This is a genomic window from Deltaproteobacteria bacterium (assembly GCA_019310525.1).
In the GTDB taxonomy this organism is placed as follows: domain Bacteria; phylum Desulfobacterota; class DSM-4660; order Desulfatiglandales; family HGW-15; genus JAFDEE01.
The window spans coordinates 1-21,810 of the sequence record JAFDEE010000045.1; the positions used below are offsets into that span (position 1 = coordinate 1).

Sequence of the window (21,810 nt, forward strand, 5' to 3'; positions counted from 1 at the left end):
ATGTCAGCATCTTGAATCTCCAATTTGCGCATAGCTGCTGCCCTCCTTATTTTTTCAGTATAGGATAACATAAATCAATACTATGCGCAAATATTTATGGCGTTATGTATAAATAAATTTTCTACAGATGGTAGACAACTTTATTCCGCAATTTTTATTTAGGAGGTATTCGTGATCGAGCAAGTTGCGGACAGCGATAAAATCATCGCCATTATCATCCGTAACAGCTATTCGAATGAGGGCATTACATTCTTTACACCTCAAGATTTCTCCCAGCAAATGGCTTACATGCGGCATCCGGCATGCCATCGAATAGCCCCACATGTGCATAAGAGGGTGGATCGCGAAGTTCAGTTTACACAAGAAGTTTTATTCATTAAAAAGGGCAAGGTAAAAGTTGATTTCTATACACATGAGAAAAAATACCTGAAATCTACGATTCTTGAAACTGGGGATGTGATACTCCTCGCATCCGGCGGCCATGGATTTACCATGCTTGAAGAAACCGAGATGATAGAAGTAAAGCAGGGACCTTATGCTGGCGATGAAGATAAAGAGAAGTTTTAGTGAGGAGCGGCGAGAGTTGATCCCTGTTAATGAACCATCGCTTAGCGAGCGGGAAAAAGAGCTTCTTATACAATGCGTGGATTCCGGTTGGATTTCCAGTGAAGGACCTTTTGTCCGACTTTTCGAAGAGGTGTTTGCCGGGTTTGTGGGTGTGAATTATGGGGTGGCAGTATCCAACGGAACTGTTGCTCTTGAGATGGCGATAGCTGCTCTTGAACTGGAGCCCGGCGATGAAGTAATTATGCCGACATTTACCATTGTCTCTTGTGCTATAGCCGTAATTAGGAACGGTTTGCGACCCGTCTTGGTTGATTCAGAAATTGAAACCTGGAATATGAACGTTAATCAGGTCGCAGAAAAAATTAGCCCCCGAACAAAAGCGATCATGCCGGTTCACATATACGGCCACCCCGTGGATATGGATCCGCTATTAGAGTTAGCTGAACAGTACGGATTGTATATCATTGAGGATGCTGCTGAAGTTCACGGCGCCGAATACAAAGAACGCAAATGCGGGTCAATAGGGCATATGGGCGTATTCAGTTTTTACGCGAATAAAATTGTAACAACCGGCGAAGGTGGAATGATTGTCACCAACGACAGGCATCTAGCCGCTCGGTTTCGTTTACTCAGAAACCTTTGCTTTCAGCCGGAAAGAAGATTTGAGCATCAAGAATTGGGTTATAACTTCCGTATGACGAACCTTCAAGCGGCCGTTGGTGTGGCCCAAATGGAAAGAGCAGATGAGTTGGTTAGACGTAAGATATGGCAGGGGGGAGAATACAGAAAAAAGCTAAAAAGGATTGATGGAGTCAAGCTACAAGGTGTGAAACCTTGGGCAAGGCCTGTTTACTGGGTTAATGGTATTGTTCTGGATAGCGATGTTCCAATGGATGCATTCGAATTTGCAAACAGATTAAGTAAAAAAGGAATTCAAACCCGGCCTTTTTTCTGGCCGATGCATGAGCAGCCGATATTTCAAAAGTCGGGACTGTTTAGAAATGAGCGTTATCCAGTTTCAGAAAAACTGGCGCGCCGAGGGCTATATCTCCCTAGCGGAATGGCACTCACTGCGGCACAAATTGATAAAGTGTGTGAAGCGGTAAAAGAGACTTTAGCAGAAGTGGGCCGCTGATGGGTATATTTAAAGATTACGCATTGTTTTACGACGCTTTTTATGCTGAGAAAGACTACTCAGCAGAGTGCGACTTTTTGGAAATCCTGTGGCAAGAGCATGGTACACCTCCAGTCAGAAAGGTGCTCGATTTAGGATGTGGAACAGGTGGTCATGCGCTCATATTAGCTGAGCGGGGTTATGAGGTGATCGGTGTTGATCGATCTGGAGAGATGCTCAGCCAAGCTTGCGCAAAAGCAAGCGCTCGTAATCTTGATATCAGGTTTATACAGGAAGATATTAGAAAATTTAACCTTGGGCTCACCTTCGACGTTGCAATTGCAATGTTTGCGGTGATGAGCTACCAAATTACCAATGACGATGTGCTTAATACCTTATGCTGTGTTCGGAATCATCTGAAACCAGGTGGTGTTTTTATTTTTGATGTCTGGTTTGGTCCTGCAGTACTTAATGAACGTCCAAGAGAACGTCTTAATATTGTTAAGCACAATGAAGAGAAGATTTATCGGCTTGCCCAACCCAGCTTGGACATGATAGATCAGACGGTGCAGGTAAACTATCTGCTTACCGGAACGGGAAAAGGCCGAAAAATTCAGGAATCTCACCGGCTGAGATTCTTCTTTTATCGGGAACTGGACCTCCTCGCCAGGTTAAGCGAGATGAAATGCCTGGCTGTTCATCCTTTTTTGTCGAATGACAAAAAGCCCACCGAATCGACATGGAGCGTATCTTGCATTTATCAAGCACCTTGAACAAACACGCTAGCAAGCTGTCCGAGCGGCCTAAGGTTGGTATTATCATGTTCGCCTACGCCTTGGCTCATTCCCCGAGTACATTCTATCTTGCTCAAGTTCTGGCTGAAAGGGGGTATTCGGTCGAAATACTTATCAATAAGCAGGGTTACATGGAAGTTACATTTCCAAATCCAGAGATCCGAGTGTTATCCATGGGTACACCGGTTTTCCAGCCTTCTGTCAAAAACATAGACTCTCCTTCATCCTCTGATAATTCTAAAGAACGGCGCAACCAACGGTCATCTTCTTTTCTAATACCATTGTGGATGCAATTACTAGGGCGATTTGCATTCTGGTTGCTACCTATCTGGATACGACGGAACTATAGCTTTGTAATTGGCATAGAATCTGAGGGGGTCTTCGTGGCCTCCTTACTCAATTTATTTAAGCCCTATCCACTGATCTATTACAGCATGGAGCTTCGTCTATCAGGTGAAAACGATGAGGATGTGGAGACCTCTTGGCGTGTCCCCAAGAGACTCGAGAGATGGGCCCATCAGCGGTCACAGTTTACGCTTATTCAGGATCAAGAAAGGGCTGCTATTCTGTCAAGAGAAAACAAAGTGGACCTGTCAAAATTCCTTATCGTGCCTGCGGGCATGAAAGGGCCCCAGGTCACTTCGCCCAGTTCATACTTATATAAAAAGTTGAAAATACCGGAATATTGCAAAATTGTTCTATATGCCGGAAATATTGCGCCATGGTCCCTAATATATGATGTGGCACGGACCGTTCATAAGTGGCCCCAACCATGGGTACTAGTAGTGCACGGATTCGTAAGTGACCCGGAATATGCGAGCCAGATAACCGGATTCGGCTCTAATGGAAGGGTATTCCTGTCTACGGAGTTGTTGTCAAATGAAGCCATGGACAATATGGTCCGGTCGGCTCATGTTGGACTGGCGCTGTATAAGGCCGTCGGAACCAATTTTCGACTCACTGCTTCAGCATCCAGCAAAACCGCTCAATATCTCAAGTGTAGATTGCCGGTGATCGTCAGCGGCTTTGAATCTACCCGTAAAGTGATTGAAGCGTATGGTTGCGGGATTTGTGTAGAGAACCCTTCTGAGGTACCACAAGCTGTCCACCAACTGGAAAATGATTATGAGACTTATGCTCGCAACACTGAAATGTGCTACCTGGATTGTTTTCAAATAGACCCCTGGCTTAACAAAGCCCTGGATGATGTTGAGGCCAGAATTACCCATCCCATATAGTCTTTCCCAAAGATATAAACCCCGGAATTGTTTTCTCTTGAGAAAAAGAGACCTTTGAAAAACGGCTGATTTTGTTCAAGGTCAAGGAAGACGAAAATTTCAATCACCCCGCTTAGGATGCCAAGCGAGACAGGCATTCATACATTGAGTATTTCGAGGATTAAAATTTGTCCGCGCGTAGCGACGACTCCCCACCCTTCGGGCGGGTCCCCGGTTTGAGTCTGACACTGAGATTGAGCAAAAGGGGGCGTTTTTCAAAGGTCTCAAACAGAAATCGACGTTTCAGTTCAGTATCAAGCAGATAGATGACTATTACCGACCCAAGATTCTTCAAGAGATTTGATTCTCCAAATGGATTGGACAACTTCGAGTATTGGAGCAGCCTGGTGCGTGTTCCTTTAAAGACTGGCGGCACTCCCCGATCAATCCTGCTTATGAGGCCGGATTCCATCGGTGATTTCGTCATCTTTTCACGTCACTTAGAAGCTTATCGCAATATGTTTCCACGGGCTAAAATGGATCTCCTGGGAGTACCAGAGGTCTGCGCATTAGCCGAAGCCACAGGGCAATTTGAAGAGACCATAGCATGGGATCGAACCAAGTATGAGGAACGAGATACCTATTGGAGGGAGACTTTAGCTCGGCTAGCTGAAACGCCCTATGATCTCATCATTTATCCTTGCTATAGCCGCGAGGCCAATGCTGATGAAATGGCTGCAGTGATTCCAGCAAACGAGCGCTGGGCAGTGAGAGGAGACGATTGCAACCTTGATCGTAAAACCCTCAGGTATAATGAACGATTCTATTCCAGGATCGTGGAAATTTCACTGGATTCCGAACACGAATCAGAACGGAATAGAGCCATCTTGTCTGCCTTCAGTGGGTATTCCGACATCTTAAATCGAAATACGCTTTCATTATTTACCAAAGAGGATATTGCTATAGCGGAAAGACTCTTAGAAGGTCTTTCACCGCCTTACGTCGTAATGGTCCCGGGCGCGCAGAAATCATATAGATGTTGGCCTTGGGAACGTTTTGCCGAAATCATGGATTCCATTTTGGGCCGAACTCAATCTTCGATCCTCTTGGGTGGGAGTTCCGGGGAAATATCCCTTGTCAATCAGTTGCGGGCAGTATGTCGTGCCCCAGAGCGCGTCAGGGTGTTGGCCGGCCGAATTGGGATCCGTGCTTTCGCTGCGGTTTTATCTCGATCTGCGGTTCTGATTGGCAACGAGTCCGGCCCGGCACACATTGCTGGTGCAATGGGAATCCCGGCGTGGGTAGTGGTGGGAGGGGGACATTTCGGCCGGTTCCTGCCCGATCCGGCGGCGCCCGCAACCCGTGTCATTACATGCCGGCGCTCTTGTTTCGGCTGTAACTGGCGATGTATGGAAGCTGAGCCTCTCTGTATAACTGAAGCAACTTTTCCGGTCGATTCCTTAATTATGATTATTAATTCTTTGCATACAAAAAGGGAGGTTGTATGAAGCTATCAGCCTTTACTATTTCGTTTCAGTTAGAAGAAGTCGCCATACCTTTTGAGCTTTGCATCAGGCACCATCTTGATCTTGTGGATGAATATGTGGTCCTAGACTTGGGTAGTCGGGATGGAACATGGGAAAAGTTAAATGACATTTTTGGTAATGAACGGGCGGTCAAGCTGATACGAATAAAAGAACCAATAAATAAAATCAATTCCTACTGGCTGAATAAAGGGAAAGACATGGCCTACCGTCATACAACGGGAGATTGGGCCTTGATCAATGATCTGGATGAATACATACACGAACGGGATTTTCCTCACATTCGCGATTTAATAAAGGCCCATAAGGACGAAAAGGTCATATTTGGCTTTGACTACGCCCACTTTGTGGGAAATTACCGAACCAGGATCGTCGGTAACTACTTCAAGTGGAAGCAGATTCTTTTCCCAAGGGACGATATTCTTTCCACAAAAGGGCACATTGACGGAGGAACATTTTTTCCTGAAGATGGGAGTCGATACGAATACATTGATTCTGGTATAGTTGTTTACCATTACTGGCTCCTCTGGAAATGGAAAAAAGAGGACTTGAATACAGTCGATTGGAAAGGAAGGCAAGATAAAGAGTATTGTCGATATATTCGTCATGATGGATATTACCCGAGGCCGGTCAGAGAGCATCCTGAACGTTTTGTTTGTGATAATTTTGAATGCCTAAAGTATATAAAAATAGCCCCAAAACATCTGCCGAATATGAACCCCAAAGGTTACGAAGACAGACCGCCTGATGAGACGCGTCCATGATACAAATAAAGGTCGGATATCACTTCAAGGATTTCCCTCACATTGAGAAAGCAGGAAAATTAAGAGTATCGTCAAATCATGACCACAATAAACTATGATTCCTGTCAAGACCCATCCTTTTTTTTGATAGGTATGCCGAGGTCAGGAACCAGTTTACTGCAAGCAGTTATTAATGCCTCCGGAAATCTTTATCTTACTTCTGAATGCCATTGGATGCCCTATATCAAAAAAGCAAGCATTCTTGTCAACACTTTTGCTTCTGAAATTAGTGGCATTGAAAAATTACGTGTAGAAAAATTATTCAAAGATAACATCCGACTCCTCAATCGGAGTATTGTAAATCATGCCGGGCGTTGGGGGATGCAGGTTATCGGAAGCAACAATGCAGGTGCCCTTGATTATCTTATCGATCTCTATCCAGGCTCTCGTTTTATTTTCCTGGTAAGGGACCCCAGGGACTTGTTGCTGTCAATAATTCGGACGGGCATGGGAGCTGGCGTAGGGGCGTTTCCCGTCCAGGCTCATAATTCGTTGTTATTGATCAATCAAATAATGAAACGATTTTCCGATAGATTTATGCTCTTACGTTATGAAGATCTCGTTTCAAGCCCTGAAAAATCCATTCACAAACTTTGCTCTTTCTTAGAATGTAATTATTCTGAAAGGATGTTATTCCCTTTGACACAGCGCATCTCGGGGAATGAAAATCCAGCTCTGTCAGAAGAAGGATTAAAAAAAGGAATATTGTTATTCAACAAGAGTGTTATTAATCGTTGGAAATCACAGCTTCTCGATGATGATTTATTGGATCTGAATTGTATCTTTAGATCCCTTAAAGAATTTGAATATGATGTTTATGAGTACAGCAATTTAAAATTGTCGGTGGAGGCGGAAAACGCTTTTTCCGCTCATCTTAACGGCGCTTGCTTAAAGGACGGTACAACACTGGTTCAATCGTCTGAAAGCCTGATCGATATTAAATCAGTTGGTGTAGTGGGCCTTGAAATTACGGAAGGAAGAGACTCGATTCGAAGAATACATATTCAGGACCTTGGGGAGCTAATGCCTTCTAAAATATACAACAATAGATATTTATTGAGAATTGCAGATGGAAAACCATATGATGTAATAAAACGACCCTTTGTATATACCTGGCCATTATTTAAAACCTTCATTTCGCTCCCTTCCGGATCTCGAGTAGGAATCTATTCTGCAGGGGGATCTACAAGATCGTTTTTGGAAAAGATCGATCTAGTGGAATATCGTTGGGACTGCATTATTGATACATATCGACGAGGATCAATGAACAGGATTCCAATCATTGGGTTGGAAGATGCCATGAAATGGGATCTTGATTATATCTTTGTCACAAGTATTCATTATTACAATGAAATTAGAAATGAATTATTCAATAAGGGACTCAATGAAAGGGATGATTTTTGCCTGATTTGTTTTGCACACCAGGAAGTCGGTTAAGCGTGAAAATAAATGGCAGATTTAAGTGATATTCTTTTCATGGGGCATTTTTCGAAATGTCCCGTTGAAGGCGTAATGTTCTATAACGGAGAAATTCATCAGGAATACGACCTGTGGCCTATGTTGAATAAGGCGAGAGTGATTATTGAAATAGAGCATGTTACTCCTTCTCGGAGATGCTATTACAGAAAATATATCAGGTTTTTTCAAGGGCATAAGTTCCTTGTATTATATGACTATGTTACGAGGAAGAACTATCTTAAAAATTATTCTGTAGGATACGATAGGATATTTTCCGTTCATGCTCAAGCTGAAAAAGAGATTCGTGACCGTTGGGGAAATCCTGCGAAATTTTGGCCACATGGCTATGATTCCGAAAAATCCTATCCTATCGAAGGTTGCCGGGTGCGTTATGATATCGGCTTTTGTGGTTTCCTTGGCGAGAGACCTGGCTGGGGATCAAACCCGATATATTCAAAGAGACGTGAAGTTTTAAAAGCGCTGAAAGATCATTTTGGCGATAGAATGTGTATCCGGCAAAACCTCTATGGTGAAGAATACAATCGATTCTGGAACGAATGTAAAATCGGCATAAACTGCTCCCCACTGGGAGAAGCGACACTTCGTGTCTATGAAGTCCTCGCTACTGGTACCGCACTTGTAACCGATAAAAGCAAAGATATTGAGCTTATATTCAATAATGGGGAACATCTTTTGATGTACGACTCGCCAGCGGAGGCCATTTCTTGCTGTGAGCGCCTTCTTGCCGATGCAAAATTTAGAAAATGTATAGCAGAAAATGGACGAAAAGTGGTTTCAAAATACGAAAGGGCCCAACAATATAGTTCGCTTTCAAGGGAAGCAATCAAATATTTAGAAGATCACCCTCTCGATCATATTCCTACAATAATCCCATTTCCTAAGCCGCTTCATAAGGAGCCGACCTTTGCATGAAGGACATCAGGATTCAGATCTTCGGAAAGATTAACGATTCACTTCCTGAAGGATTAACCTGGTGCTCCGCCGCTTATGAGGATAAGTTTGCGTTTCGGGAAAAACTTACAGGATATTTACTGGAAGGAGTTCCTGATCTTTACTTAGAGATTCATACCCGGCCCTATTACGCCCATCTCATGAATAGGAATGCACCTAAGGCCGTATATTTTTGTAATTTCCCTGGCGGATATTTTCACAACGAAGCGATCCTGGACCTTTATGATTTTGTATTTTATAACAATATCATTGGAGAAAACTACTCAAGATTTCATTCAAACTGTCACTTTTTGCCACAATGGATGCCCGACGCATTTCTTTCCGGATCCGACAGCTACGGAGATAATGAAAGCAATGAATTCTTAGGAGCTAAAACTGATGTTGCATGGTGTAACACATGGTCATTCAATGACGTCATGGCGATACTAATGAGGTACGAAACTCTAAACGGTAAGTGGTTCCTGGGAGAGCCAGGACCTGGCGGTGACGCCGTTTTCCTGGGTGTATGTTTCAAAGCTGACTTCGTTTATGTTGACAGTGATTCCTCTTTCGCAAATCTGGGACGAGATATTGGAGCAGGATCCTTCATAATGGAAGGAAATTCCTTTGTAATTGTTGATGAGCCAAAAGAAAGAAAATTCAGGCAGGGGAAGATATTGAAAAAGCATCTTTTTCGTGAAAGGATCAACCAGATCCTATCGTTTTGTTTTCCGGATCGCAAATAAATCAGAATCATATCCAAGTTTTTCAACTAGTCACTCAAGAAAAGGCCTCATACCCCTTTGACAGTTATGGGGAGGGTATTTTCAGTTCACAAGTTCTCGAGACCTTTGAAAAAAGTTCAATTTTGTTCAGGATCAAGGAAGACGAAAATTTTAACCGCCCCGCTTAGGATGCCAAGCGGGACAGGCATCCATACATTGAAGTATTTCGAGGATTAAAATTTGTCCGCGCGTAGCGACGACTCCCCACCCTTCGAGCGGGTCCCCGATTTGAGTCTGACGCAGAGACTGGGCAAAAGGGGGCGTTTTTCAAAGGTTTCATTCTCATGAGGAATCTCTTTCCATTCTATGTCTGGAGAGGATACACATGAATCGTGAATACTATGCAACCACAAAACGATATATCCGAAATGGTCCGATGCCCCGAACAACTCGGGAAAGGATAGAGATAGTGGTCGAGGTATCCAAACTTTTCAAGGTAAAAAAGCTGCTGATTACGGAGCCGGAATCGGTGATGTTTGTCTGGCACTCGCTCGATCTGGAATAGAAACATATTCAGTTGATGTCCCCGGAATTACAAGCGATTTTGCCGCTCTTCGATATAAAGACGCAGGACTGGACGTGAAGACACTTAGTCCTGAAGATTTTTTCGAGCTTCCTCCGGAAAGCCTTGACTTGGTGACCTCTTTCGATGTGTTTGAACATCTGGACAATCCTTTTAAATTTGTTCACAAGGCATGGGAAAAATTGAGTCCTGAAGGAATTTTAATCCTTTCCGCGGATCTCCATAATTTTTCTGATGAGGCCCATATAGCAGACCATTTCATATACGAGCCTTTCTTGATTCGGCTTATTGAAAACGTAGGTTTTGAATTACTTGACTCGGCCATACAATGGAGACCTCGCTTAAGAAATTCAAAATTCACCTTCGGATCCATACGTGTGGATTGCTTCCGAAAAATTATGGCTGGTAGTTCCCCGCTTGAACGATTCCAACGTATGGCTGCCAGATACAACATGAAGTAATATAACTTTGATAAAAAAATTATCATACTCCAGCTTAATGAGACAGAAATTGAAACCTAATGTTTCGTGAACAAAGAGAATTTCCGGAATTTATCGGTCTTAGTTTAACCGTTCGATGCCAGGCAAAGTGTATCTATTGCCCTGCTGATAGGGGGAGGCTCATAAATCCGAAGGATATGCCCTTTGAATTAGCCGCAAAAATTATCGATGAAGCCTCATTGAACGATAGAGTGAAAACTGTTCATCTGAGCGAAAATGGAGAAGCACTTCTTTCCCCACACTTCCTTGACATTTTTTATTATCTCAGAAAGAAAATGCCTTATGTAAGGGTGATGCTCCATACAAATATGGAAAAGATGGATAAAAGAATGGCCCAAGAGGTATTAAAATTAAAATTGAATGAAATTCTCCCCAATATGGATGGAGCATCAAAGACTACTTTTGAATATGCAAAAGGCATTAACTTTGAAAATGTAAAGAAGAATCTGATAGACTTCATAGATCTTAGAGACCGGATGGATTCAGATTGCAAAATAACAATTCAGGTTTTATCGCCAAACAGATACTTGAGGAGAGTTGTCGGCATCGATACAGATATTCCTGATGACTCAACACAGGTCAAAGAATATTGGACCCCCTTGCTAGGGCCACAAGACAAAATAGTTGTAATGAGAGGTGGATATCGTTGGGCAATACGAGACAAAGTAAAAAGGATAAAAACCGGGCCATGTCTTTTTTTGAATAAAAACGGCGTAAACCCTTCTGCGTACATCGCGCCCAGCGGTGCAATGTATGTGTGCTGCTTGGATGAAAATGCTAGAGTTGTTTTTGGAAACGTATGGAATGATTCCATAGAATCTATTTGGAACGGCGAAAGACGACGCAGCATAATGAATAAATTAAATATGAGACGTTACGAACAGATTGGGGAACCATGCATTTATTGTGATCAGTCTCCTTTACCAAATCTATAGATTATGACATGGGTGCCCAAAATAGAATTATTTTACGCTTAATACCTAATAAAATCAGAGAGATACCCGTATATAACGGCTATTCTTAAATTCAGGCCCTCTGCAGGCCGGTTGAAAGCAGGGGCCGGGATATTCTCCGCAGCGGGCGTATTTCGGCCCTGAATCAGGATAGATGAAGGGCCGAAATACGCAGTGAGCGGAGCCATGGACGGCCGAGCGAACGATAGCGAGGAAAACATGCCGGCCCCTGCCTGAAATCGTAAAATCCTATTTTGGGCAAGTGTGAGATTATGAGAAAGGTCAGCATTATCATTCCCACCTTCAATCAAGCCCAATACCTTCCCGCCTGCGTCGACCACTGCCTTTTCCAGACCTATCCCGACCTTGAGATCATCATCGTGGACGGCGGTTCCACGGACGGCACCAAGGACTACCTGGCCGGGCTGGAAAAGGAGGTAGCAGAACGAAGGGTGAAGCCTGTTGTCGAAATGGATGAAAGAGGTGAGATCATCAGGCGGGAGCAACGAGTATATCCTGAGGGAAGAAGGCTTGAAATCCTGGTATTCGGCGAGGATATCGGACCTACCCGCACCATCAACGAAGGCCTTTCAAGGGCAAGGGGGGAATACTGCACCTATGTCGTGGGTGACGACATCCCCCATCCCCATATGATCGAGGAACTCGTCTCGGCCCTTGAACGCACGGGTGCCGACTTCGCTTACTCCGACATGAACATCGTGGATGATACGGGACGTATCGTAAGGCAGATGCGCCTGCCCGATTACAGTTTTGATGTCTGCTTCGCACGATGGTACCACCTTGGCGTAAGTCGTCTTTACAGGACGGCATGGCATGAAAAGGTCGGCCTGATGGATGAAAGATATCAGGGAGCCAACGACTACGATCACTACCTACGGTTTGCCATGGCAGGGGCCAAGTTCTACCACTTGCCCAAGGTGCTCTATTCAGTGAGACACCATGGAGATAATCGCAAGACAGGGCAACATACAGAAGAGAGATATGCGAACCTCATTCAAGAATCCAAACATTGTGCGTGGCGCGCAAGGAGTTGGATTGAGGGCCAGCGGCATGTATCGGGGAGGCGCCGGGACAGCATGGGATGAAGAGCGCATGATGAGAAAAAAGCTGGTACAGGGTGAATTTCCAAGCATCTTCAGGAGTGGCAGTCATGGACAGGGACTATTATGCAGAGACTGAACGCTATATACGCAAAGGACCCCCTTCAAAGACTACGCGTGAAAGGATAGAGATAGTTACGGAAATGGTCAGGCTTTTCAAGGTGAAAAGGGCCGCAGATTACGGGGCGGGGAGCGGGGATATCTGCCTGGCCCTTGCCAAGGAAGGCGTAGAGACCTTTTCGGTGGATATTCCCGGCAAAACCAGCCGTTTCGCCGCCCTTCGCTACAAGGAAGCAGGCCTGGAGGTTAAGTGCCTGAGCCCTGAAGAATTTCAAGAACTGCCTTCAGAGCACCTGGACCTTGTGACCTCCTTTGATGTCTTTGAACACCTGATAAACCCCTTCAGATTCGTGCGCGATACATGGGAAAAATTGAATGATGGAGGTATCTTCATCCTTTCCGCCGACCTTCATAATTTTTCCGATGAGGCACATATAGCAGACCATTACATATATGAACCTTTCCTGATTCAGCTCATAGAAAACGTCGGCTTCGAGTTCATGGATTCTGCGCTCCAGTGGAGGCCGCACATAAGAGGGGAAAAATTCACTTTCGGGTCTCTACGCGTCGACTGTTTCAAGAAGGTCATGGCAGGAAGTTCTCCCTTGGAACGGTTCCAGCGTATGGCCCGAAGATATGAACTTTAAAAATGTTAATGGAATAGAGAAGGGATGGAATCCAGGTTCTATGAACAGTATTACCAATGGCTTGAAAGGATAGGCCGCCTCAAGGATGTCGGGGTTTTCTTCATAGTGGGTTCTCCAAAATCGGGGACCACTTGGCTCCAGAAATGCCTTGACATCCACCCCCAGATTTCCTCTGACGGTGAGGGCCACTTTGATCTTTTTGCAGATGCATTCAGGAATTTACTGGCGGCGTTCAACCAAGAGCAGAAGGGGCGTATTCCGAGGGCCCGAAATCCACTTTCCATCACCTTTGATGAAACCGATTTCAAGAACCTGTTGAAGGTGGTTATGGACAACCAGATGGTCAAGAGGATCTCCGGAAAGGATATAAAATGGGTCGGGGACAAGACACCGGAACATACAAAGGCTCTCGATCTCCTCAGGGAATTGTATCCGAACTGCAAGATTCTCCACATCATCAGAGATGGGAGGGACTGCCTGGTTTCATGGTGGTCGAGACACAAGCAAACGGTTCCGGAAGCAGAAGGTCTTGAAAATTATATCGAGTGGTTTACACGCAATTTATGGGTGCCTTACGTCCTGAAGGCAAGGAATTTCGGGCTGAACAACCCTGAAGACTATATCGAAATCAAGTATGAAGAACTCCACTGTATGCCATTAAATACCCTCACAACGGTCTTTGAATTCTTAGGTGTGGACAGCACCGATGAAACCGTCATGAAATGCAAAGAAGGGACAGACTTCAAGCGCCTCACCGGCGGAAGGTCCATGGGAGAAGAAGATGCCTCATCCCACTATCGGAAGGGCATCGTGGGGGACTGGAAAAACCACCTGGACAAGGATCTCCATGAAAAATTCCTCGAAACCGGAGGCGATCTGCTGAAGGACCTGGGCTACTCCGTCTGACTTTGAAAACGGTTTCCAACGATCATCCTTTTCAATTAAAGGCTTGAATTTGAGACTTCCATGAAAATCCTCCTTGTAAACTGTCCCATACGGCTTGAAGCCAAGCCCAACAACATCCCGTATGGTCTTGCCACAATAGCCGCCGTCCTTTTGCAGGAAGGCTTCGAGGTCGAAATCTTCGATATCAACGCCTTTCGCCCACCACCTGAAGTCATCCTTGACAGGCTCCGGTCCCGGCACTGGGATCTGGTGGGAGTTTCGGGCCTGATCACCACCTATAAATTCCAGAAGTGGTTGATCTCGGAGCTGAAGGCTCTCCACCCCGACCTACCGATCGTTTCCGGGGGAGGCCTCGCCACCTCATGCGCTCATCTCCTGTTCGAAAACTCACCCGTTGACATCGCCGTCCTGGGGGAGGGTGAATGTACCATGCTTGAACTTTGCGTGGCACTTTCCAGGGGAAGAGACCTGGAAGAAGTTCCGGGTATCATTTTCCGCACCGGCAGCGGAAAAACGATCCGAACCCCTCCAAGGCCCAATATTCAAGACCTTGACGCCGTCCCCTTCCCCGCATGGGATCTTCTCCCCATGGACATATACCTTGAAAACCCCATCTGGGGAGGAAGCGCAAAGAACTCTTCGGGTTTCCCTGAAAACGTTACCGTAACGAGGAGCATGAACATCATATCGAGCCGTGGCTGTCCCTTTTCCTGCAACTACTGCTACCATCTCTTCGGCCGGTCCAAGTACCGTTTCCGCTCGGCCCGTAACGTGGTCGATGAAATCGAGACCCTTGTGGACCGTTACGGCGTGGATTTCATCGGATTCGTGGACGACAACATGATGGCCTCTGAAAAGCGGCTCCTCGAGTTCTGCGACCTCATGGAGAAGAAAAAGTTCCCCCTGACCTGGGGCTGCCACGGACGGGTTACGAGCGCAAAAACAGAAATCCTCGAGCACATGGCCGAGGCGGGTTGTGTGTGGATCGGTTATGGGATTGAATCCGGAAGCCAGAGAATGCTGGACGCCATGAACAAGAAGGCGACAGTGGATAAGGCGAAGCAGGCCATCCGGAACACCAGGAAAGCCGGCATTTTCGCCAATACCACCTTCATTTTCGGTTATCCGGGCGAGACCTTGGAGAGCATACAGGAGACGATCGATTTCAAGCGGGAGATGGGGATCGAATGCGGTTCCTTCTTCGCTACACCCTATCCCGGGGCACCGCTTTACGAACAGGTGCGGCACCTGATTCGGGACGAAGAGGCCTTTGTGAACACCCTCGGAAACGCAACGGACTTTTCCATCAATCTTACCGATTTCGATGATAAAACCCTTTTTCGTTTGAAAAAGGCAATGGACGAGAACAAGGACGTTCTATAAAAGCCGTTCGCCGGGCGACAGGCGCCTTACCGACACTCCATGCCTGGATTGAAAGAGGTCTAGAAATATGAGAGATTATACCCGGATGGACCGATACCTTGATTTCCTGGAATCGGAAGTATACCCGGAACCCTGCTCCGAAATCCACGACCATATCACCGGACAGGTATTCGATCGGTTCATTGCTCCCAATGCCGAAAAGATCGAGTCCGCTCTTGACGTGGGATGCGGACAAGGACTGGCCCTTGGCCGGTTTAAATCATTGGGGATCGAGGCAATCGGGATTACCCTTGGAAACGAAGACTACAAAGAATGCATCAAGCGCGGATACAGGGTCAAACGAATGGATCAATCTTTTCTCGATCTTCCGGCCCATAGCTTCGATCTCCTTTACGCCCGCCACGTGCTTGAACACTCCCCCTTTCCGTTGCTCACCCTCTTCGAGTTCAACAGGGTCATGAAAGAAAAGGCATACGCCTACATCGAGGTCCCATGGGCCGAATCCATTCATGCCGACAACCCCAATCATTACAGCATACTGGGGAAGAGGTCCTGGCTTCACCTCTTCAGAAAGGCCCGGTTCTCTGTGTTGAAGGATGTCGTGGTCGATTTCAAGTTGATCGACGGAACGCCAGACGAGTACTGGGGTTGGTGGCTGCAAAAATCCGAGGATCTTCCCTTCACTTCGCCGGAGATATGAAATGAAAAACGTAGGACTCCTGGTGATCTAAAAATGAAGCTCCGATATTGGAAGAGACCCTAAAAGCGAATACTCGATATATAAAGGAAATATACGCCCTTTACGGCGGTGATGATGAAACCGAGAAAATATTGGACAAATTCAGGGAGGTCAAATTCTATATTAATGAGCGTGATGTTTTGTCAAAAACGGATGCTGATTTTAAAAAGGCCGACGAGAATCGATTTGTGATAAAGGACGGAATAAGAGGCGTGGTTTTACGTGAAATCCTCAAGCACTGTAAGGTGGGGGACTGGGTTACGCTTATGCATGGGGATGAGATCTTTTACCACGACCCCAACGCGGCTGCGGCACTTGCCGTCATTAGTGAGCACAATACAATAGTGTGGTTTGCTTGTCACTTTTTCCTGACTCCTTATGATCGGTCTGAATGGGACCAACTTAAGAACAAGCCATTGCAGGAAAGAATAACTTGGTATGCTACTAATGAATACCCCTGGACCGAGCCCAGACAATTTCAGATACAACCGGATTCATATTATGATCCGGAGACCCATTCAAGAGTTGTCCCGTATTCAGACGAAATAAAAATAATGCCCACTTGTCCCGTCTTTAAACACTATAAGGTGTGGAACCCGGATCCTGACGCCTATGAAGTGGTCTATTCCAAAAAATATAAAAGGAATGTCTCCCGGGAAAAAGGGAAATGGGGTACCCTTCCCTGGGAAATCAATTGCTTTGAGGATTTTTTCGTTGAACATCTTCCAGGTTACAAAGAGAAGCATAAATTCATAAACGACTTCGGTCGATTTGAAGAACATTTTAACGGCATGCTTGACCAGTTAAACGACTATCTGGTTAGAAACAACCTGAAATTGACCGATATCATTGAGAATGCCCCTATTTCAACCGTTCAATAATTCCGAGAATAGAGTTGCCCTCTCCTCTCCATTATGGATTCCCTGAAAACAGACGTGCTGATCATCGGGGCAGGGGCTGCCGGCATCCGGGCCGCCCTTGCCGCCGCTGAACAAGGGGTTTCCGTCCTCGTGGTGACCAAGGCCCCCCTCGCGCACGCTGGTTCCACCTTTTCACCTATCACCCGGGGTTGGGGGATTCAGGCCCTTATTGGAGCAGAGCGGACGGAAAAGAACCTTCAAGACTTTTACGAGGACATTCTTCGGGTGGGTCTTGGGCGATGTGATCCCCTTCTCGCCCGAATCCTTGTTGAAGAGTCCGGTCCCCGCCTTGAAGACCTGATGAACTATGGAATGGAATTCCGGAAGGACGCTCAGGGCGGTTTTGTGCGGGTCAAGGGCTGTTTCAGCACCTATCAGCGGGCCTTTCTCACGGCGGACATGGAGAATATCCGGGAAACCTTTCTGTCAATTTTTCGACGCTCCGGGGCGGGGCTTCTTTACGGAAAGGCGATCGAACTGCATACTTACGATGGGCAATGTCACGGGGCCTGGATCCGGCGCCTGGACGGGAACCTCTTGATGGTTCGGGCCGGGGCCACCATAATCGCCACCGGGGGAGGAGCCGGCCTCTTTCTTGAAAACCTTGTGGACAAAGGGCATCTCGGAGAAGGATTCGCCTTGGCACAGGCAGCCGGGGCCGAATGCACCAACCTCGAGTTCATCCAGTTCATGCTGGGGTTCAAAAGCGGGGATTCCCGTGAATTCTTTCCCCTAAACCAACTCCTTACCCCCGGAGTTCTTCAAAGCGAACAAAGGAGAGATATCCTGGTTGAAGGCATTCCTGACCCGGGAGCCCGCCTGGAGGCGATAAAGGCGCGCCAAACCCACTTCCCTTTTAGTTGTAGGGACGAGTCGGGTCTCATCGACCTTTGCATCTCCAAGATCCGCAAAGAAGGGGAAAAAGTCCTTTGGGCTGAAAAGGGTTCAATTAAAAAGCCGGGGGAGGTTCTACATCTCGCCCATGCCTTCAACGGCGGCATTAAGATCAATGAACGGGCGGAATCCACCCTGCCGGGGCTCTTTGCCGCCGGGGAATCGGCCGCGGGTCCCCACGGCGCAGACCGCATCGGCGGGTGCATGATGACGTCCACCCAGGTTTTCGGGGCCAGGGCCGGAACCCATGCCGCTTTGCGGGCAAAAAAGGCCACAAAAGCCCATCCTTCACTTAAGTCCCCGGAATCTCTCCCGGGGGCGGGTATCCTTGGACCGATGGAGGCCATTCCTCCCGACCTGCTCAACCTCTACCGTGACGCCCGGGAGTGTTTTTCGCGGGAACTCACGCCTCCCAGGGAATCAAATGGGCTCCTTCACTGTGTTTCAAAGATCGAAGAAGCACAGAAGCACCTCGAAAAAGCGAACAAAACCGATTCCTCATCCTTACCAGATATGAGAAATGCGCTCCTGGCCATGAAACTGGTCTGCAAGGCGGCACTGGAGCGCGGGGAGAGCCTCGGGTCCCACTGTCGATCGGACTTTCCGCCGCCTTTCCAAAACCTTGAACTGTCCGGGTGAGCCAATCCGGCTGGGGAATCCGCCACCCCTCAGCGCCACCAAACGGACGGTTTTTCCCTCTCCATTTGCCAAACCTTCCATCTAACCTACCGTAATATCAGCATATCTCATCTTTTCCTGCCTGGCACCTATCTTGCAGAAAAATTCATCAAGAGTTTCCTCTTCATTTTCAAGTCCTCGATTCTCCGGGATTTTTCGATCATTTCCGGGAACGTGAGGAATGAACTGGACGAAAAACGCGTAAATTCCCTGGAAAAAATGAGTGCCGGCTCTCGGCTTGAGCCGGGAATCCGAAGGGGCGGAGCCTGCCCTTCGGGCGGGGAGTCGTCGCTACCGGGCGGACAAATTTTAATCCTCGAAATACTTCAATGTATTCCTGTTGTTAAGATTTTCGCCTTCCCCTCCGGGGCGTAGGCCTTACGGGCCGGAGGCTTGACCTTGAATAAAATTGAACGTTTTTCAAAGGTCTCCTCATATCCTGCTCGACAAGGCTTCCCTTTTTGCCCTTCCCATGCCGGCGCGAGAGTACCCAGCGGAGTGTAACGGCCTGCCCTCGAAAGGGCCTGGGATGGAAAGTCAGGCCCTCGGGTAGGAGGTGCGTCAAATGAACTCTGGCCCTCTAAAGGGAAAAAACGACATGATAGACGAAAACCTCTTTGCGAATACCATAGCCCACGGCGAGGAACTCTTTCTTCGGGGTGAAATCCAGGAGGCCTTTGAGGCCTTTGAATCCGTCCTCGAAAAAGACCCGGACAACGTCCGGGCCCTGAACGACAAGGGAGTCCTCCTCAATTCAACCGAAAGGCCCCAAGAGGCCATCCTCAACTTCTCAAAGGCCCTCGAAATAGATCCCTATCACCCGGATGCCGCTTTCAACCTCATCTCCACCCACCTCGCCCTTGCAGATTGGGAAGGGGCCGAAACCCACTACTCCCGCTACGCAGGTTCCTTGCCTCCCGGGGATGCTGAAACCCTGGCCCGCGACATCCTTGAACTGAAATTCGGTGATACCTGTTCTCCCTCTTTGAAATCCATCCCACTGACGGTACACATTGATTCCCACACCTATTTCCTGAGGCTCTTCCTGGATACGCGAAAATACAGCCAGAGGATCCTTTGGGACCATGTCTCAAGGAACCAGGCCTATGAACCCGGGTTGTTCAAACTTCTGGGGGAGGTCCTTGAACCGGGCGACTGCTTCGTAGATGTGGGAGCTCACATCGGGTACTTTTCACTTCTTGCATCGAGGATCGTCGGGGAAAAAGGCCGCGTCATCGCCGTTGAACCCGAGGCATTGAATGCGGCCCACCTCGAAAAACACCTTCGAGAAAACAAGGCCGACAATGTCATCCTGATCCAAGGAGCGGCGGGTGCCGTCACCGGGGAAGCCAACTTATATTACAACTCTGACAATGACGGAGGGCACGCCCTCTGGGATACGGGTCTTCACTTCTACAATCAAAAAACCCGCGAACAGAGGATCGTGAGAAGAGTCCCCAGTTTCACCGTGGACGACATCCTGGGCCAGTCCGGTACAGGAAAAATCAAGTTACTGAAAATCGACACGGAGGGAGCCGAAAAAGACGTACTTTCCGGGTGTACGAAAATTATTTCAAATGATGGCGTTCCTTACGTGGTGTGCGAAATAAACGCCTTCGGCCTCCATCAAATGGGGACCCATGAAAAGGAAATCCGGGATTTCATGGAAGAACAAGGTTTTGGCACCTACCTCCTTCAAGATGGAAGTCCTCACATCGTCAGGCTTTTGCCCGGCCAGTACGTGAAATCGAGATATGTATTCAACCTCCTTTTCATGAAAGGAAATCTGCAAGGTGACAATTTTTCGGGAGTTGACTGAGGTTATGGAAAGACCGATTCCTATTGAGACGATTAACATCAAATATCACCCGGAGGATGAGCGGCTCGCCCTGGACCGCATGCATACAGGCAGACCCTTACCGCTCTACTCCCGGATGATTTTAGGCGAGGGTTCTACCTAGCTCCATGCCGTCTGGAGCAAAGGGACGAACCATTTCTTACAATGCACCAATACCAGGTCCTCCATATATGTTTGCCCCATGAAGACAACCTGGGTGACCAATTGGCCCACCAAGTAGTCCATAAGGCACTTCAGGACCACGGCCTGGGATGCCGCTTTCACGAGGTGGACCTCTGGGAGCTGCGCACCCAGGAACGTTTCCTGGACGATGAAATCGACAGGATCAACGAACAGTTTGATTTCATGGTGATCGGAGCCGGGGGCATGCTTTCCCCGGGGTTGATCAATTTTGTATTCCGGGATCCGGGGAACTGGTCCCGAATCAATATCCCTCTCTTCTTCTTCGGGGTGGGGGTCATCGCCAACAATACCCTGCCCAACCATTACGCGATCCTGGGCCCTGATTCCGATGCGCCGCTCGTAAAGGCCCTGCAGGCGGCCTCTCTGGTGAGTGTAAGGGACATGCGAACATGGCTTACGGCCGCCAAGGTGTTGCCGGATCACCGGGAAAGGCTTTTCCTCACGGGCTGCCCCACGATATTCTATACCGGGAACGGTCATGAAGATCCGGGAACTGCACATTCGCTGGCCCTCAACATCCCTTTCAATCATGGAGTCTGTTCCAAGTACTCGGACAGCCTGCTCCAGGTGGTCGCCTTACTCCTCAACCACACGGATTCCATCAAGTGGATCTGCCATTCGAGCGTTGAAAAGACCCATGCCGACGAGGTGGTGAAACAATTTGACAAGAAAATCGAGGTTCTCTACCCCCGTGATATCCAGAGTGTCCGGGAGGCTTACATGGGCTGCGAACTGGCGTTGGTCACCAAGGCCCACGCCGCCCTTTTCTGCCTCGCCAATCTCGTTCCCTTCGGGTTCTTCTCCTACGATATGAAATGCGACGCCCTCATGGAGATGATCGCGGATTTCCCCGGGGACTACATCTGTCATATCGAGACCCTTCCCAAGGTCAATATCGCAGGAATGTTGTCCCGGCTCCTCTATAACCTTCAAAGGGATGCGGCCCGCCTGAAGGCTTCCCAGAGGGTCCTGGTTCGTAAACTCCGTTCGGAATTTGTATTCTTCATGAAAGCACTCATAGAAAAGGTTGCCTGAACAAAAAGGATGCGTTCGATGTCCTCCCCCCTGGTCAGTCTTTGCATGATCGTCAAAAACGAAGAGACCACCCTTCCTCGGTGCCTGGAAAGTGTTCGGGGGGCCGTGGATGAAATGATTATCGTTGATACCGGCTCTACCGACAGCACCAGGGAAATCGCACGCCGTTACGGGGCC

The 21,810-nt window shown here is 47.5% G+C and carries 21 protein-coding genes; all 21 read left to right on the top strand.

The window, feature by feature from the left end; all coding sequences use genetic code 11:
• The first annotated feature begins 171 nt into the window (after positions 1-171).
• Positions 172-567, top strand: coding sequence for a hypothetical protein (locus JRF57_09905; GenBank protein ID MBW2304014.1), 396 nt, complete (start codon positions 172-174; stop codon positions 565-567).
• Positions 545-1,702, top strand: coding sequence for a DegT/DnrJ/EryC1/StrS family aminotransferase (locus JRF57_09910; GenBank protein MBW2304015.1), 1,158 nt, complete (start codon positions 545-547; stop codon positions 1,700-1,702). The genes JRF57_09905 and JRF57_09910 overlap by 23 nt, the downstream gene beginning before the upstream one ends.
• Positions 1,702-2,454, top strand: a complete 753-nt coding sequence (locus JRF57_09915; protein MBW2304016.1) for a class I SAM-dependent methyltransferase — start codon at positions 1,702-1,704, stop codon at positions 2,452-2,454. Before JRF57_09910 ends, JRF57_09915 begins: the two co-directional genes overlap by 1 nt.
• Before the next feature lie 47 nt (positions 2,455-2,501).
• On the top strand, positions 2,502-3,713 hold the full coding sequence (locus tag JRF57_09920; protein MBW2304017.1) for a hypothetical protein: 1,212 nt from the start codon (positions 2,502-2,504) through the stop codon (positions 3,711-3,713).
• Positions 3,714-4,018: 305 nt separating this feature from the next.
• Positions 4,019-5,200 (top strand): glycosyltransferase family 9 protein, encoded by a 1,182-nt coding sequence (locus JRF57_09925; protein ID MBW2304018.1) that lies wholly within the window; start codon positions 4,019-4,021, stop codon positions 5,198-5,200.
• Positions 5,197-6,000 (top strand): glycosyltransferase family 2 protein, encoded by an 804-nt coding sequence (locus JRF57_09930; GenBank protein MBW2304019.1) that lies wholly within the window; start codon positions 5,197-5,199, stop codon positions 5,998-6,000. The genes JRF57_09925 and JRF57_09930 overlap by 4 nt, the downstream gene beginning before the upstream one ends.
• A gap of 78 nt (positions 6,001-6,078) precedes the next feature.
• Positions 6,079-7,476, top strand: coding sequence for a sulfotransferase (locus JRF57_09935; GenBank protein ID MBW2304020.1), 1,398 nt, complete (start codon positions 6,079-6,081; stop codon positions 7,474-7,476).
• A 12-nt stretch (positions 7,477-7,488) separates the two neighbouring features.
• Positions 7,489-8,430: a glycosyltransferase family 1 protein gene (locus JRF57_09940; protein MBW2304021.1), complete on the top strand. Its 942-nt coding sequence runs from the start codon at positions 7,489-7,491 to the stop codon at positions 8,428-8,430.
• The gene (locus JRF57_09945; GenBank protein ID MBW2304022.1) at positions 8,427-9,194 is read left to right on the top strand and encodes a hypothetical protein; all 768 of its coding nucleotides are present in this window, start codon (positions 8,427-8,429) and stop codon (positions 9,192-9,194) included. Before JRF57_09940 ends, JRF57_09945 begins: the two co-directional genes overlap by 4 nt.
• Before the next feature lie 375 nt (positions 9,195-9,569).
• Complete coding sequence (locus JRF57_09950) at positions 9,570-10,217, top strand: class I SAM-dependent methyltransferase (GenBank protein MBW2304023.1); 648 nt, start codon at positions 9,570-9,572, stop codon at positions 10,215-10,217.
• A 59-nt stretch (positions 10,218-10,276) separates the two neighbouring features.
• Positions 10,277-11,191, top strand: a complete 915-nt coding sequence (locus JRF57_09955) for a radical SAM protein (GenBank protein ID MBW2304024.1) — start codon at positions 10,277-10,279, stop codon at positions 11,189-11,191.
• Positions 11,192-11,481: 290 nt separating this feature from the next.
• Positions 11,482-12,315: a glycosyltransferase gene (locus tag JRF57_09960; GenBank protein ID MBW2304025.1), complete on the top strand. Its 834-nt coding sequence runs from the start codon at positions 11,482-11,484 to the stop codon at positions 12,313-12,315.
• Between the two features lie 65 nt (positions 12,316-12,380).
• Positions 12,381-13,037: a methyltransferase domain-containing protein gene (locus tag JRF57_09965; GenBank protein ID MBW2304026.1), complete on the top strand. Its 657-nt coding sequence runs from the start codon at positions 12,381-12,383 to the stop codon at positions 13,035-13,037.
• Positions 13,038-13,061: 24 nt separating this feature from the next.
• Positions 13,062-13,943, top strand: a complete 882-nt coding sequence (locus JRF57_09970) for a sulfotransferase (GenBank protein MBW2304027.1) — start codon at positions 13,062-13,064, stop codon at positions 13,941-13,943.
• 60 nt (positions 13,944-14,003) lie between these two features.
• The gene (locus JRF57_09975) at positions 14,004-15,326 is read left to right on the top strand and encodes a B12-binding domain-containing radical SAM protein (GenBank protein ID MBW2304028.1); all 1,323 of its coding nucleotides are present in this window, start codon (positions 14,004-14,006) and stop codon (positions 15,324-15,326) included.
• A 67-nt stretch (positions 15,327-15,393) separates the two neighbouring features.
• Positions 15,394-16,026, top strand: a complete 633-nt coding sequence (locus JRF57_09980; GenBank protein ID MBW2304029.1) for a methyltransferase domain-containing protein — start codon at positions 15,394-15,396, stop codon at positions 16,024-16,026.
• A gap of 47 nt (positions 16,027-16,073) precedes the next feature.
• Positions 16,074-16,946, top strand: coding sequence for a hypothetical protein (locus JRF57_09985; protein ID MBW2304030.1), 873 nt, complete (start codon positions 16,074-16,076; stop codon positions 16,944-16,946).
• Positions 16,947-17,000: 54 nt separating this feature from the next.
• Positions 17,001-18,518: an FAD-binding protein gene (locus tag JRF57_09990; GenBank protein ID MBW2304031.1), complete on the top strand. Its 1,518-nt coding sequence runs from the start codon at positions 17,001-17,003 to the stop codon at positions 18,516-18,518.
• Between the two features lie 637 nt (positions 18,519-19,155).
• Complete coding sequence (locus JRF57_09995) at positions 19,156-20,376, top strand: FkbM family methyltransferase (protein ID MBW2304032.1); 1,221 nt, start codon at positions 19,156-19,158, stop codon at positions 20,374-20,376.
• A 183-nt stretch (positions 20,377-20,559) separates the two neighbouring features.
• On the top strand, positions 20,560-21,633 hold the full coding sequence (locus tag JRF57_10000) for a polysaccharide pyruvyl transferase family protein (GenBank protein ID MBW2304033.1): 1,074 nt from the start codon (positions 20,560-20,562) through the stop codon (positions 21,631-21,633).
• 18 nt (positions 21,634-21,651) lie between these two features.
• Positions 21,652-21,810 (top strand): glycosyltransferase (locus JRF57_10005; protein MBW2304034.1); only part of this gene is annotated, 159 nt, incomplete at its 3' end.